This window comes from Pseudomonas sp. 1L-B-1-E-C1 (assembly GCF_057291835.1).
On sequence record NZ_JBXAWN010000001.1, the window covers coordinates 214,200 to 228,368 of the forward strand.

At 60.4% G+C, this 14,169-nt stretch carries 13 protein-coding genes; 5 read left to right on the top strand and 8 right to left on the bottom strand.

Features of this window, described 5'->3' with window-relative positions:
* The first annotated feature begins 21 nt into the window (after positions 1 to 21).
* Entirely contained in the window at positions 22 to 1,104 is a 1,083-nt protein-coding gene (locus AC0Z4S_RS00840) for an alkene reductase (protein ID WP_485621669.1), read from the top strand.
* 169 nt (positions 1,105 to 1,273) lie between these two features.
* Here the strand turns inward: AC0Z4S_RS00840 and AC0Z4S_RS00845 are convergent, their stop codons facing one another.
* The 4 genes from AC0Z4S_RS00845 to xylA all read right to left on the bottom strand — a co-directional run bounded on the left by AC0Z4S_RS00845 (position 1,274) and on the right by xylA (position 6,585).
* On the bottom strand, positions 1,274 to 2,410 hold the full coding sequence (locus AC0Z4S_RS00845; protein ID WP_485621670.1) for a sugar ABC transporter permease: 1,137 nt from the start codon (positions 2,408 to 2,410) through the stop codon (positions 1,274 to 1,276).
* Positions 2,411 to 3,967: a D-xylose ABC transporter ATP-binding protein gene (gene xylG, locus AC0Z4S_RS00850; protein ID WP_485621671.1), complete on the bottom strand. Its 1,557-nt coding sequence runs from the start codon at positions 3,965 to 3,967 to the stop codon at positions 2,411 to 2,413.
* 152 nt (positions 3,968 to 4,119) lie between these two features.
* Entirely contained in the window at positions 4,120 to 5,121 is a 1,002-nt protein-coding gene (gene xylF / locus AC0Z4S_RS00855; protein WP_329517001.1) for a D-xylose ABC transporter substrate-binding protein, read from the bottom strand.
* A 147-nt stretch (positions 5,122 to 5,268) separates the two neighbouring features.
* On the bottom strand, positions 5,269 to 6,585 hold the full coding sequence (xylA, locus tag AC0Z4S_RS00860) for a xylose isomerase (RefSeq protein WP_485621672.1): 1,317 nt from the start codon (positions 6,583 to 6,585) through the stop codon (positions 5,269 to 5,271).
* Between the two features lie 285 nt (positions 6,586 to 6,870).
* On the opposite strand from xylA, the gene AC0Z4S_RS00865 reads away from it, so the two are divergent.
* Positions 6,871 to 8,046, top strand: coding sequence for a XylR family transcriptional regulator (locus AC0Z4S_RS00865; protein WP_253500940.1), 1,176 nt, complete (start codon positions 6,871 to 6,873; stop codon positions 8,044 to 8,046).
* Positions 8,047 to 8,059: 13 nt separating this feature from the next.
* On the opposite strand, the gene AC0Z4S_RS00870 is transcribed toward AC0Z4S_RS00865, so the two are convergent.
* Positions 8,060 to 9,226, bottom strand: coding sequence for an MFS transporter (locus tag AC0Z4S_RS00870; RefSeq protein ID WP_485621673.1), 1,167 nt, complete (start codon positions 9,224 to 9,226; stop codon positions 8,060 to 8,062).
* A 95-nt stretch (positions 9,227 to 9,321) separates the two neighbouring features.
* Between AC0Z4S_RS00870 and AC0Z4S_RS00875 the strand changes: the two genes are divergently transcribed.
* The 3 genes from AC0Z4S_RS00875 to AC0Z4S_RS00885 all read left to right on the top strand — a co-directional run bounded on the left by AC0Z4S_RS00875 (position 9,322) and on the right by AC0Z4S_RS00885 (position 11,548).
* Entirely contained in the window at positions 9,322 to 10,215 is an 894-nt protein-coding gene (locus AC0Z4S_RS00875; protein ID WP_485621675.1) for a LysR family transcriptional regulator, read from the top strand.
* Between the two features lie 87 nt (positions 10,216 to 10,302).
* The gene (locus tag AC0Z4S_RS00880) at positions 10,303 to 11,019 is read left to right on the top strand and encodes an SDR family oxidoreductase (protein WP_485622087.1); all 717 of its coding nucleotides are present in this window, start codon (positions 10,303 to 10,305) and stop codon (positions 11,017 to 11,019) included.
* Between the two features lie 73 nt (positions 11,020 to 11,092).
* Positions 11,093 to 11,548, top strand: coding sequence for a GNAT family N-acetyltransferase (locus tag AC0Z4S_RS00885; protein WP_325718116.1), 456 nt, complete (start codon positions 11,093 to 11,095; stop codon positions 11,546 to 11,548).
* 4 nt (positions 11,549 to 11,552) lie between these two features.
* Here AC0Z4S_RS00885 and AC0Z4S_RS00890 read toward each other — a convergent pair whose 3' ends face one another.
* The 3 genes from AC0Z4S_RS00890 to AC0Z4S_RS00900 all read right to left on the bottom strand — a co-directional run bounded on the left by AC0Z4S_RS00890 (position 11,553) and on the right by AC0Z4S_RS00900 (position 14,011).
* Entirely contained in the window at positions 11,553 to 12,494 is a 942-nt protein-coding gene (locus tag AC0Z4S_RS00890; protein WP_485621676.1) for an AraC family transcriptional regulator, read from the bottom strand.
* Positions 12,495 to 12,777: 283 nt separating this feature from the next.
* Positions 12,778 to 13,602, bottom strand: coding sequence for an oxidoreductase (locus AC0Z4S_RS00895; RefSeq protein ID WP_485621677.1), 825 nt, complete (start codon positions 13,600 to 13,602; stop codon positions 12,778 to 12,780).
* Positions 13,603 to 13,801: 199 nt separating this feature from the next.
* The gene (locus tag AC0Z4S_RS00900) at positions 13,802 to 14,011 is read right to left on the bottom strand and encodes a hypothetical protein (protein WP_253500946.1); all 210 of its coding nucleotides are present in this window, start codon (positions 14,009 to 14,011) and stop codon (positions 13,802 to 13,804) included.
* Positions 14,012 to 14,169: the final 158 nt, after the last annotated feature.

A 14,169-nucleotide genomic window follows, 5' to 3' on the forward strand; every position in this document is an offset into this window, starting at 1 on the left:
CACCTTTTTGGAAACCTGAACATGACCTCGCTATTCGATTCCCTGCGCCTCGGCGCGCTCGATCTGCCCAACCGTATCCTGATGGCGCCGATGACCCGGGCGCGCGGCACCCGTGAGCACGTCCCGACCGAGATGATGGTCGAGTATTACCGCCAGCGCGCCAGTGCCGGCCTGATCATTTCCGAAGCGATCGGCATCAGCCAGCAAGGTCTTGGCTGGCCGTACGCGACGGGCATCTGGTCGGCCGAGCAGGTCGCCGGCTGGCGCAGGGTCACCGATGCCGTGCATGCCGCTGGTGGCCGGATTATCGCGCAGCTGTGGCACATGGGCCGGGTCGTGCACCCGAGTTTTCTCGGCGGCGGCCAGCCGGTTTCCGCATCGGTCACCACCGCGCCCGGGCTGGCGCACACCTATGCCGGCAAGCAGCCGTATACCCCGGCGCGCGCGTTGCCGCTGGAAGAAATTCCTGCCTTGCTGGAAGACTTCCGTCAAGCCACTCGCAATGCAATCGAGGCGGGTTTTGACGGTGTACAAATCCACGCCGCCAACGGCTATCTGCTCGACCAGTTCCTGCGTGACAGCGACAACTTCCGTACCGATGCGTATGGCGGTTCGATCGACAACCGCATCCGCCTGCTCAAGGAAGTGACGGAGGCGGTGGCCGAAGTCATCGGCGCCGGCCGCACTGGCGTGCGCTTGACTCCAAGCAGCTACGAGCAGGGCATCCGCGACAGTGATCCCGAAGCGCTGTTCATTCGCGCCGCCGAAGTGCTGTCATCGATCGGCATTGCTCATCTGGAAGTCCGCGAACCGCCGCTCGACGGCACCTTCGGCAAGTCCGAACGCCCGCCACTGGCCGGGATCATTCGCGAAGTGTTCAAAGGCGTGCTGATCCTCAATTCGGACTACGGTTACGCCAGGGCGCAAGCGCAATTGGACGCAGGGGTTGCCGATGCGATTGCATTTGGACGGCCGTTTATAGCCAATCCGGATCTGCCGCTGCGATTCGCTCGACAGTTGCCATTGGTGGAAAGCGAAATGAGTACGTGGTTTAGCCAGGGCAGGGAGGGCTATGTGGATTATCCAGCGGTGGATGACATTTGAATGTAGCGTCGGTGCCAGTCGCCAAGGCAGTACATGCCTTGAAGGGCTGGCCAGAACCCGGAAAAGCGCGCCTAAGCCAGTCGCAAGCGACGGTTTTTTGTGGTTGCTGTGAAAAAGTGAGGCCTGTGATCAGGCCTCATTTGCGTTTTACGAACTCACCTGCAACGTTTCAACGCCGCGCCGTGCGCGTACTCACATCCACCCAGACCGCCAGCACCAGAATGCTGCCCTTGACGATCATCTGCCAGTAACTGTCGACGTCGAGCATCGACATGCCATTATCCAGGCTGGTGATCACCAGCGCGCCGAGGAGGGCGCCGTAGACGGTGCCGGAGCCGCCGCGCATGGAGGTGCCGCCGATGAAGCAGGCAGCGATGGCGTCGAGTTCGCCCATGCTCCCGGCCGACGGTGAGCCGGCGGCGAGGCGTGCGGTGTTGACCACGCCGGCGAGGGCGCACATTACGCCCATGATGCCGAAGATCCACAACTTGACCGCCTGCACATTGATCCCCGACAGGCGCGTTGCTTCCATGTTGCTGCCCACCGAATAAACGCGGCGACCGAACACGGTCTGGCTGGTGACATAGCTGAACACGCCGAGCAGAATCAGCAACAGCAGGACTGGCACAGGAATGCCGTCATAGCTGTTGAGGGTCTGGACGAAACCGGCCAGCACCGCGCCGATCACCAGCACGCGCACAACATCACGCACCAGTGAATGCGCCGCCAGGCCATGCAGGGCGCGATTGCGTCGTTGTTTCCAGGTCAGAAAAATCGTCAGCACGAACAGTAGAATGCCCAGGCCGGTGCCGATCGCGTGGGGCAGATAACCCTGGCCAACGTAGACCAGCTCCGGCGATACCGGGGCGATGGTAGTGCCGCCGGTGATCCCCAGCAGAATGCCGCGAAACGCCAACATGCCACCGAGGCCGACGATAAATGACGGTATGCGCAGATACGCAGCCATGTAGCCGTTGGCGAGGCCGATGATCAAACCGCACAGGGCAACCAGACTCAGATTCGCCAGCAGCGGAATGTGATAAACCACGTCGAGAATCGCCGCGAGGCCACCGAGCAGGCCGAGCAATGAGCCCACCGACAAATCGATCTCGCCGCTGATGATAACCAGCACCATGCCGCAGGCGAGAATCCCGGTAATCGACATCTGCCGCAGCAGGTTGGAGAGGTTGCGCGGGGTGAGGAAACCGCCTTCGGTCTGCCAGCTGAAGAACAGCCAGATCAGCACCACGGCAAATACCAGCGCGAGCATTTTGTAGCGAGTGAACAGTTGTTTGACCTGATTCATTTACGCGGTTTTCCAATCATTATTGTTATGGCTGCCCGGCTGACTGAGGGCGGCGGCGAGTACCTGTTCCTGGGTCAGCTCATGGTTGACGAAGTCGCCGCGCAACTGGCCTTCGCCGATCACCAGCACGCGGTCGGACACGCCGAGCACTTCGGCCAGTTCCGACGAAACCATGATGATCGACACTCCCTCGGCGGCGAGCGCGCCCATCAGCTTGTAGATCTCGTACTTGGCGCCGACATCCACGCCTCGGGTCGGCTCGTCGAGAATCAGTACACGCGGTTTGGCCAGGAGCATCTTCGCCAGCACGGCTTTCTGCTGGTTACCGCCCGACAAACTGGTGATCGGCAGGGACGGACTTGCGGTCTTCAGATGCAGACGGGAGATTTCCCGGTCGATGCAGCCCAGTTCGGCTTCGGCATCGATGCGGGTCATTTTCGAATAGCTTTCGAGCACGGCGAGGGTGATGTTCTGGCCGACACCGAGGTCGGGAATGATGCCTTGACGCTTGCGGTCTTCGGGCACCAGGCACAGGCCGGCGCGGATCGCTTTCAGTGGCGTGCGTGTGTCGATCGGTTGGCCGTCGAGCCAGACTTCGCCTTCGTGGCGGCCGGGGTAGGCGCCGAACAGCGCGGTGACCAGTTCGGTCCGGCCGGCGCCGACCAGTCCGGCGATGCCGAGAATCTCGCCGCGTTTGAGGCTGAAGGAAATGTCGTCGACCCGTTTGCGCTTGGGGTTGTCGACGTCGTAGCAGGTGATGTGGCGCGCCTCGAAAATCACCTCGCCGATCTCGTGCGGCTCGCTGGGGTAGAGGTTGCTCATTTCGCGGCCGACCATCTGCGTGATGATCTGTGGAATGTCCATGTCGGCCATGGCGGTGGTGGCGATGTGTTTGCCGTCGCGGATCACCGAAATGGTGTCGCACACGGCGGCGACTTCATCGAGCTTATGCGAGATGTAGACGCAGGCGACGCCCTTGGCCTTGAGGTCGCGGATGATGTCCAGCAGCACCTCGATTTCCGAGCGGCTCAGGGCGGAGGAGGGCTCATCGAGGATCAGCAGACGCGCCTGTTTGTTCAGGGCCTTGGCGATTTCCACCAGTTGCTGATAACCGCCGCCGTATTGCGAAACCGGTAGCGAGACGTTCATGTCCGGCACTTTCAGCTCACGCATCAAGGCTTCGGCACGGTGGATCATCGCCGGGTAGTTCATGCGCCCGCCGGGCAGCGTCAGCTCATGGCCCATGAAGATGTTCTCGGCCACCGACAGGTCCGGAACCAGGGTCAGTTCCTGATGAATGATGACGATGCCGGCGGCTTCGGTTTCGCTGATCGATTGCGCCCTGAGCGGTTGCCCGTCCCAGAGGATTTCACCGTCCCAGGTGCCATGGGGATAGACCGCCGAGAGGATCTTCATCAGCGTCGACTTGCCGGCGCCATTCTCGCCACACAGGCCCACGCATTCACCGGGCCTGACCTTGATGTCGATGCCGTTGAGCGCTTTGACACCGCCGAAGGTTTTGACGATGCCGTTCATTTGCAGCAGATAGTCGGACATAACGAGGGCTCGAATTCCAAAGGCTCAGACACTTGACCGGTGGGAGCGAGCCTGCTCGCGAAGAGGCCTTTTCAGACAGAGCTTTACTGACTGACACTCCGCATTCGCGAGCAGGCTCGCTCCCACAGGTCTGATCAAGATTTACGACCGGATCACTGCCCGGCAATCTGCGCCTTGGTGTAGAAGCCGTCCTGTTCGAGCAAGTCGATGTTGTCCTTGGTCAACGGCGTTGGCGTGAGCAGGATGGTGTCGACTTTTTTGCTGCCGTTGTCGTACTGCGAGGTGTAGGCCGGTTTCTCGTTGCGCGCCAGTTGCACGGAGAGCTTGGCCGCCTCGGAGGCGATGAGTTTCAGTGGCTTGTACACGGTCATGGTTTGCGTGCCGGCGATCACCCGTTTGACGGCTGCGAGGTCGGCGTCCTGACCGGAAATCGGCACTTTGCCGGCCAGTTGCTGCGCGGCCAGTGCCTGAATCGCGCCGCCGGCGGTGGCGTCGTTGGAGGCGACGATGCCGTCGATTTTGTTGTTGTTCCGGGTCAGGGCGTTTTCAACGATGCTCAGCGCTTCGGTCGGGTTCCATTCCTTGACCCACTGCTGGCCGACGATCTTGATATCGCCCTTGTCGATGGCCGGTTGCAGCACTTTCATCTGGCCTTCGCGGAGGATCTTCGCGTTGTTGTCGGTGGGCGCACCACCTAGCAGAAAGAAGTTGCCCTTGGGCGCCGCTTTCAATACGCCGCTGGCCTGCATTTCGCCGACCTTTTCGTTATCGAAGGAAATGTAGGCGTCGACATCGGCGTTGAGGATCAGCCGGTCATAGGACACGACTTTGATTCCGGCCTTCTTCGCCTCGGCCACGGCGTTGGTCAACACGGTGGCGTTGAACGGCACGATGACGATCACGTCGACGCCGCGAGAGATAAGGTTTTCGATCTGCGAAATCTGCTTCTGCTCGTTGGCATCGGCTGATTGCACAAAGACTTTGGCGTCCATTTTTTCCGCCGCCGCGACGAAGTAATCGCGGTCGCGCGACCAGCGCTCCAAACGCAGGTCATCAATGGAGAAACCGATTTTCGGATGGGTAGCGTCAGCCATTACCGGCAGGGCCAACAACGCCAGGGCACTGGCCAACAGCGTACGTTTCAAGTTCTTCATGGTGGTGCGTCCTTTTATTTTTGTTGGAAAGACACGGCCTGACGATGAATCGGGCTGGTAGAACTGTAGAGAATCTGCCGACGCAACAGGCACAGAATTGTCGTGCAATTGTCACAGCGTCGTTGCGTCGGCGGCCTCCCTTGGCGATCAGCGATAGAGGTAGCGATTGACGATGTTTTCCAGCATTTCCTGACGACCACTGACGGCTTGCGGGTTCAGTTCGTTGGTGAACGCGTGCTCGGCCAGCGACTCAAGATTGAAGTCGCCCGCCATTACCGCTTGCCCGAACGGCTGACGCCATCCGGCGTAGCGTTGGTCCTTGAGCACTTGCAACTGGTCGTTCTCAACCATTGCGGCGGCGCGTTCCAGCGACAGGGCAAGAACGTCCATGGCGCCAACGTGGCCGTGGAACAGGTCGATCTCGTCGAGGCTCTGACGGCGCACCTTGGAGTCGAAATTGAAGCCGCCATTCTTGAAGCCACCGGCCTTGAGGATTTCATAGGTGGCGAGGGTCATTTCCTCGACGCTGTTGGGGAACTGGTCGGTGTCCCAGCCATTCTGCGGATCGCCCCGGTTGGCATCGATGCTGCCGAAAATCCCCAGCGAGGCGGCGGTGGCAATTTCGTGATGGAAGCTGTGACCGGCAAGGGTCGCGTGGTTGGCCTCGATGTTGACCTTGATTTCCTTTTCCAGACCGTACTGCTGGAGAAAACCGAACACCGTGGCGCTGTCGTAATCGTACTGGTGCTTGGTCGGCTCCTGCGGTTTGGGCTCGATCAGCAGATCGCCAGTGAAACCGATCTTGTGCTTGTGCTCGACGACCATGCGCATGAAGCGCCCGAGTTGTTCGCGCTCGCGTTTCAGGTCGGTGTTGAGCAGGGTTTCGTAGCCTTCGCGGCCGCCCCATAGCACGTAGTTGGAACCCTTGAGGCGATGGGTTGCGTTCATCGCGCTGAACACTTGCGCCGCAGCGCAGGCGAACACTTCCGGATCGGGATTGCTCGCGGCACCGGCGGCGAAACGTGGATTGCTGAAGCAGTTGGCGGTGCCCCAGAGCAGCTTGATGCCGCTCTGTTCCTGATGTTGCTCAAGGCGATCGACCATTTGCGCGAAGTGTTCGCGGTACTCCTTCAGCGAGTTGCCCTCGGGGGCGACGTCCGTGTCATGAAAGCAGTAGTAATCGATGCCCAGTTTGCTGAAGAACTCGAACGCGGCTTCAGCCTTGCCGATGGCCAGTTGCATCGGCTCGCCGCTGCGTTGCCACGGGCGTTTGAAGGTGCCGGCACCGAACACATCGGAGCCCGGCCAGACGAAGGTGTGCCAGTAGCACGCGGCCATGCGCAGGTGGTCGCGCATGGGTTTGCCGAGGATCAGTTTGTCGGCGTCGTAGTGGCGGAAAGCGAGGGGCGAATCACTGTTCGGGCCTTCGTAGCGAACCGGCTCGATATTGGGGAAATACTGCATGGACCTTGTCCTTGTTGTTCTTGGCGGTGTCTCGATACTAGCAACGGCCCCGTGCCTGCTGATTATGAAAAGCCTCAACAGCGAGTGCGATTTTGCGTATTGAGCTTCGGCGGCTTCGCGCCTAGTCTGTGTCCATCGTCGCCGGGTCAAGGCGGCCCGGAACAGTACAAAAAAATTTGAGACCGCTTTCGCGAGCAGGCTCGCTCCCACACTGAATTGTGTCGTTCATAAAACCGTGGGAGCGAGCCTGCTCGCGAATGGCCTGACGCAAACTCCGGAACCTGAATGAAAAGCCTACCGCCCGTGCACCGCATCGCCCTGTTGTTCAACGGCAGCAAGATCTATGACCGTGGGATCATCAGCGGCATTGGCAACTACCTGAGCAGCACCCGTGCTTCCTGGGACTTGTTTCTGGAAGAGGATTTTCTCTGTCGCTTGAAAGGCATCGAGCGCTGGCAGGGTGACGGCATCATTGCCGACTTCGACGATCCACTGATCGGCGAGGCACTGGCCGACATTCATTTGCCGGTGGTGGCGGTGGGCGGCTCCTACGAGGATGCCCGCGCTTATCCGAAAGCGATTCCCTATGTCGCCACCGATAACAACGCATTGATCACTCTGGCTTATTCGCATCTGGTCGAGGCGGGGCTGCAGCGCTTTGCCTGTTTCAGTCTGCCGGAGGCGCAGGCCAATCGCTGGGCGCAGGAGCGGGAAAAAGCCTTTCGCAAACTGATGCAGCGCGACGGCCTGCACGCCGAGATCTATCGCGGCATGGGCACCAGCGCGCCGCTGTGGGACAGCGCCGTTGAACAACTGATCGCCTGGCTGCACAGCCTGCCCAAACCGATCGGCATCATCGCCGTCAGCGACGCCCGCGCCCGGCAGTTGCTGCAAGCCTGCCTGACCGCGGGCATCGCCGTGCCAGAGCAGGTCGCGCTGATCGGCATCGACAACGACCCGCTGACTCGCAGCCTGACTCGCGTGCCGCTGAGTTCAGTGATTCAGGGCACCGAAACCATGGGCCGCACCGCCGCGCAGTTGCTGCACCAGATGCTCCACGGCATGCCGTCCACCGGCACGCAAATCCTGATTCCGCCGGACGCGGTCAATGTTCAGGTGTCCAGCCTGCATCAACCGCTGGGCAATCCCTACGTCATGCAAGCGCTGCTCTTCATCCGCCAATATGCCTGTCAGGGCATCAAGACCGCGCAAGTGGCGGCGTATGTCGGCGTGTCGCGCTCATCGCTGGAAGCGCATTTTCGTGCCGAGCGTGGTTGCAGCGTGCATGACGAGATACTGCGTTTCAAACTGGCGGCGGCTACCAGCAGTTTGAAGAACACCGATGCGGCGATTGCCGACATTGCTCAGGCATGCGGCTTCAAATCGGCGCAATATCTGCACACGGTGTTCCGTCGCGAGTTCGGCTGTACGCCCCGCGAGTATCAGCAGGGCGGGGCATAGCGCTGCGAATGGCTCACGCCAGCGCAGCGGCACTGGCTCGGGAACGCCAGGCAAACCCCAGCACCATCAGCAATCCCAGTGCCGCCATCGCCGCGCCGGCCAGAGAAATTGCCGGATAGCCCAACCCGGCGTTGATCACCGCGCCACCCACTGCTGCGCCGATCGCGTTGCCGAAGTTGAACGCACCGATGTTCACCGCCGAAGCCAGATTGGGCGCATCCTTGGCCGCTTCCATCACGCGCATTTGCAGCGGTGGCACCAGGGCGAAACTGGCGATACCCCAGATCAGAATGGCCACAGCGGCCGGCAGTGGCCAGCGCATCAGGACGGTGAACGCCAGCAAAACCACGATCAATGCGCTCAGCGACACAATCAGGGTGCGATCGATCGAACGGTCGGCAGCCTTGCCACCCCACATGTTGCCCAGTGTCAAACCGACGCCGAACAGCACCAGCATGGCGGTGATGAACGCGGCGGAGGCATGGGTCTCGCTGCTGAGGATCGGTGCGATGTAGGTGAACACGGTGAACATCGCACTTGAGCCGACCACGGTCAGGGCCAGTGCGGCGAGCACCGGACCTCGGCCCAGTACACGAATTTCCGCCAGTGCACCTGCGCCTTGCGGTGCTTTCAGGTTGGGCAGGGCGAGCCACAAGGCGATCATGGTCAGCACGCCGAGGCCGGTAATGCCCCAGAACGCCGTGCGCCAGCCGAACAATTCGCCAAACCAGGCCGCCAGCGGCACACCGCCAATGGTCGCCAGGGTCAGCCCCATGAACATCGCCGCGACCGCACCGGCGCGTTTTTCCGGCGCGACCACGCTGGCTGCGACCACCGAGCCCACCCCGAAAAATGCACCGTGATTGAGCGAGGTGATCACGCGGGCGACCATCAGGCTGTAGTAATCGGTGGCCAGCGCCGACATCAGATTACCCAGGGTGAAAATCGCCATCAGGCCGATCAGCAGATAGCGCCGGGGAATTTTGCCGGTGGTCAGGGTCATCAGCGGCGCGCCAAGCAGTACGCCCAACGCGTAGGCACTGACCAACAACCCTGCAGCAGGAATGGAAACGCCTAGATCGGCAGCGATACCGGGCAACATGCCCATCGGCGCGAACTCGGTGACGCCGATGCCAAAGGCGCCGACGGCGAGTGCAACAAGGGGTGGATTGATACGCATGGAAAGTCTCCTCATCTATGCCGCCAATGCTACGATCCATCGTTTTCAGGCGGTAGATGGCGATTTTGGCAATCACCTTTGCGTAAGAGGCACGAATGGACTTCAACGGCAGGTCAGGGGAAATGAGCGTGTTCGTCACCGTGGCGCAGGAGGGCAGCCTCTCAGCGGCCGCGCGTGCGTTGGGGCTGACGCCTTCGGCGGTCAGTCGGATCATCGCCCGCGCCGAACAGCGACTCGGCACTCGTCTGTTGCTGCGCACCACCCGCGCGCTCACTTTTACCGCCGAGGGCGAAGCGTTCCTGCGCGGTGCCCGACGGATTCTGGCCGACATGGACGAGGTCGAGGAAGCCATTGCCGACCAAGGCGTGCCGAAGGGCCGATTGCGCGTCAGCGCCGCCCTTGGCCATGGACGGATGACCATTGTCCCGTTGGTTACAGCCTTCAGTGCCCGTTACCCGAACATCGTCGTCGACCTCAGCCTCGGCGACGAGGTGGTCGACATCCTCGCCGGCCAGGCGGACGTCGCCATACGCTTTGGCCATCTGCCCGACAGCCCACTCACCGCCCGCCGGCTCGGCCACACCGGGCAAGTCGTGGTGGCATCGCCCGACTATCTGCGACGCCACGGAATGCCTCTGGAACCGGAAGACCTGCTCAAGCACAACTGCCTGCGCTTCAACTTCCGCCGCGCCGAAGCCAACTGGCCGTTTATCCGCGATGGCAAGGAGTTTTCCCTGAAGGTCAGCGGCAACATCGAATGCAGCAGCGGTGAAGCACTGGCCCAATTCGCCAGACTCGGCGCCGGCATCGCGCGCATTGGCGAGTTCACCGTCAGGGAAGACTTGCAGCGCGGCGACCTTATCCCGCTGCTGCAAGCCTGGAACCCCGGCGATGAGGAACCGATTCATGCGGTGTTCGTCGGTGGCGCGGCCATGCCGGCGCGGGTGCGGTTGTTTGTGGATTTCTTGTTGGAGCAGCATCGGATGTAGGCGGCGTCTGCGGTCGTTGTCGTGCTGACCAAGGTTTGAGTCGACTGTGCTATCAATAGGTTTCGAGTCGATGAGGAGAAGCTGATGATGAGCAACTGCCGAACCGCACTGATAACAGGTGCAACCAAAGGCATTGGTTTCGCGCTCAGTGCCCAGTTGCACCAAGCGGGGTGGAACGTGGTCGGTATTGCCCGACATCCGATTGATGATTTTCCCGGGAAGCTGTTGCTCGCGGATTTAAGCGACGTCCAACAGACAGGCGAGATGCTCGGGACTCTGCTGGAGCAGGCACCGATTGATGCCGTGGTCAATAACGCAGGCGTTGCGACTGCGCAAAGCCTCGAAACGCTCGATCTGGAAACGCTGCAAAAAGTCTTTGATTTGAATGTCAGAGCCTCCGTGCAAGTTACCCAGGCTTGCTTGCCGTCGCTCAAACGGTCTGCTGCTGGACGCATCGTCAATGTGTGCAGCCGTGCCATTTATGGCGCCCGCGACAGAACGGCTTACGCTGCTGCAAAAAGCGCTTTGGTCGGTATCACTCGTACATGGGCGCTTGAATTGGCGCCGACGGGCATCACCGTCAATGCCGTCGCGCCAGGCCCTATCGACACCGAGCTTTTTCGCAAAACGCGCCCGGTGGGAAGTGCCGGCGAGCGGCAAATAATCTCTACCATTCCGATGCAAAGATTGGGAACGCCCGCCGAAGTTGCCTCGCTCATTACTTTCCTGCTGAGTGCACAAGCTTCGTTCGTGACTGGGCAGGTGATCAGTGTCGATGGTGGAGGAAGCCTCGGAGGTAAATAGCGGACAGGCATATTTTGCGAATTTGCTGCGATAAGTGCGCGGTACATGGAACTGACAAGCAAGGAGCCTTTTGATGAGTATTCAAATACAAATCGCAAAAGATGCGGATGCGCCGGCTATCAGTGAAACGATCATCAAGACGCTCCGTGAGAGCAATGCCCGCGACTATCCACCCGATATCATTGATCGAGTGATTGACAGTTTTTCGCCCTCGAAGATCCTTCGCTTGTTGGCTGAGCGTCAGGTGCTGGTCGCTGCGCTCGACAATCAAATCGTCGCAACGGCAAGTCTCGATCGAGACGTTGTTCGAAGCGTATTTGTCGACCCGGACTTTCAAGGAATGGGTGTCGGAAGACAGCTGATGAAGAGCATTCAATCACTCGCCATGGACGCAGGTTTCCATCTGCTGCGCGTTCCTTCCTCAGTCACCGCAGAAGGCTTCTATGCTTCGCTCGGCTTCAAGAAAGTCAGAGATGAATTTCATCAGGAGGAGCGCACGATCATCATGGCGAAGACGCTGGCACGTTAAAAGATCAATGCGACGACACAAACGGCGAAGCAGTCGTCGGTGCCGGCAGCGCATAGGCCTGTTTCATCCACGCCACTTCCGCTAGCGGTGTGCGGCCGAAGAGGCGTTTGAAGTCGCGGCTGAACTGCGAGGCGCTTTCGTAACCGACCAGAAATGCAGTTTTCGCCGCAGTCAGGTCGTTGCGCAGCATCAGCAATCGGGCCTGGTGTAATCGCGTCGACTTCAGGTACTGCATCGGCGAGGAATCGGTGACCTTGCGAAAGTGCAGATGAAAATTCGGCACGCTCATCTGCGCCTCTTCGGCCAGGGTCTCTACGTCGAGGTGCTGGTGATAGCAACTGTGGATCTTGTGGATGGCGCGGGTCACTTTGCCGAACTGGCCTTGCTGGGCGATGGCGGCGCGCAGGGTGCCGCCCTGTTCGCCGGTGAGGATGCGGTAGTAGAGCTCACGCAGCATCGCCGGGCCGAGGATTCGCGCGTCGGCATCGTTGCTCATCACTTGAAGAAAGCGCAGGGTCGATTGGCGTAGCGGTTCGTCGAGCGGCGAGGCGTACATGCCCATCGGCTGGGACGTGGGGAAATCCCACCGCTCATCCACTTGCTGAATCAGCTCGCCAGCCAGGGCGAAATCCAGACGCACGTACACCGCGAGCATCGGCTCCGTTTCGCTGGCGTCGGTTTCCATGGTGAAGGGTACCGGGACCGACACCACCAGATAGTGCTGCGCGTCGTAGACGTAGATTTCGTCGCCGAGATAGCCGCGTTTGCGCCCCTGACAGAGGATGACGATGCCCGGCTCGTACAGCACCGGCGTGCGTGTCAGCGGTCGGTTGGAGCGCAGGAAACGCACATCATCCAGCGGGGTGAGGTTGTAGCCTTCCAGCGGGGCGAGCTGGCTCATCAGCTGGACCATGCGTGTTGTGAGCGGGTCTTTCGGTTTCGGCATGGACTTGTGGGTTCTCCCTGTGATTGGCGCGTTTGAACGTGTCTGGCTGATTGGAGGGGTGTCAGACAGAGCCCTCACCCTGGCCCTCTCCCAGAGGGAGAGGGGACTGACCGTGGTGTTTGGTCGGGATCTGCCGACCTGAAATATCGCGCCGAATGCTCACCGCGCTGTTCTGGCGTAATAAGCCTTGCGGAAATCTTCGAGGCAGGCTCAGGAGTTGAATCCACCCGGATCGGCTCCCTCTCCCTCCGGGAGAGGGCTGGGGTGAGGGTGCTTTTGACTTTCAACCATCCGTCGAACGACTGAGCGCTTGCCATTGCTCAATACTCTCCGCCGTCTGCTGCAACTTGTCACGCACCAGCGCCAGTGCATCACTGCCCAATAGCAGGTGAGCCGGCGGGTTTGGACTGTCGATGATTGTCAGCATCGCGCGTGCAGCTTTCTGCGGATCGCCCAGTTGGCGGCCGTTTTTCTCCTCCCGGGCCTTGCGCACCGGATCGAAGCTTGCGTCGTAATCACTGATACTGCGCGGCGTGCGCTGCATCGAGCGGCCTGCCCAGTCGGTGCGAAAGGATCCCGGTGCAACGGCGGTGACAAAAATGTTGAAGGGCGCAAGCTCCTTGCTCAAGGTGTCGGAGATCCCCTCAAGCGCAAACTTGCTGCCGCAGTACCAGGCGATCCCCGGCATGGTGATATGGCCGCCCATGGAGGTGATATTGAGGATGCGCCCCGCGCGGCGCTGGCGAAAATACGGGACGAACGCCTTGGTCACCGCCACGGCGCCAAACACGTTGACGTCGAACTGCCGGCGCATTTCCTCCAGTGAGGACTCTTCGAAAATCCCCTCATGGCCGTAACCTGCGTTGTTGACCAGCACGTCCACCGGGCCGTGACGATCCTCCACCGCAGCAACTACCGCATCGATCAGATCAAAATCGGTGACGTCCAGCAGCACGCCATGAGCGCGCTCGGGTGACAGTGCCTCGAAGGCTGCCAGCGCGGATTCACTGCGTACTGTGCCGATCACGCGATGGCCTTGGGCGAGTGCTTCCGCGGCCAGCGCCTGGCCGAAGCCGCTGCTGACACCGGTGATGAAAAGGGTCTTCATGGATAAGTACTCCTGCAGGCAATTGGAGAGGCCATGTTAGGACGGAAAACGCTGGCGGACGATGCCGAATCGGATTCGAGTATTGCCTGTTCCTATCAGTTAGATTCTGGATCAAGTCGTTCAGCGCTGGTCCCCAAAAAGCGGAAAAGTCCAGCAGGTTTTAAACCCGCAGGACTTTTCTGGTCTCAGCATGACGCGCTTATGCTGCGCGACGACCCGGGGTGCGGTCAGATCCGTCAGCGGCGAGGGCCTCACCCAGTGGGGTCCGGTCTGAACCGTCGGCGGCAAGGGTCTGCTGTGGCTCGCTGACCTGGGTGAAGAAACGATCTTCCTGATTGCTCGGTAGGGCGAATGCGTTGGCGCTCAGAGCGAAAGTGGCGACGGCGAGCAGTTGGCTTACAGTTTTCATGGCGGTGACTCCGGTCAAATTGGGATTGAGGTCCGGGTCGTTCAGATCAGCATCTGGTTAACCCGTTGCAGGGGTGTGTTCTGCATGGGTTCAGATTAGGGGGCAGGGTGGTGTTGGCGTTAGGCAGATCCTGTTGGTGATTTGCCTGATTCTGTTGC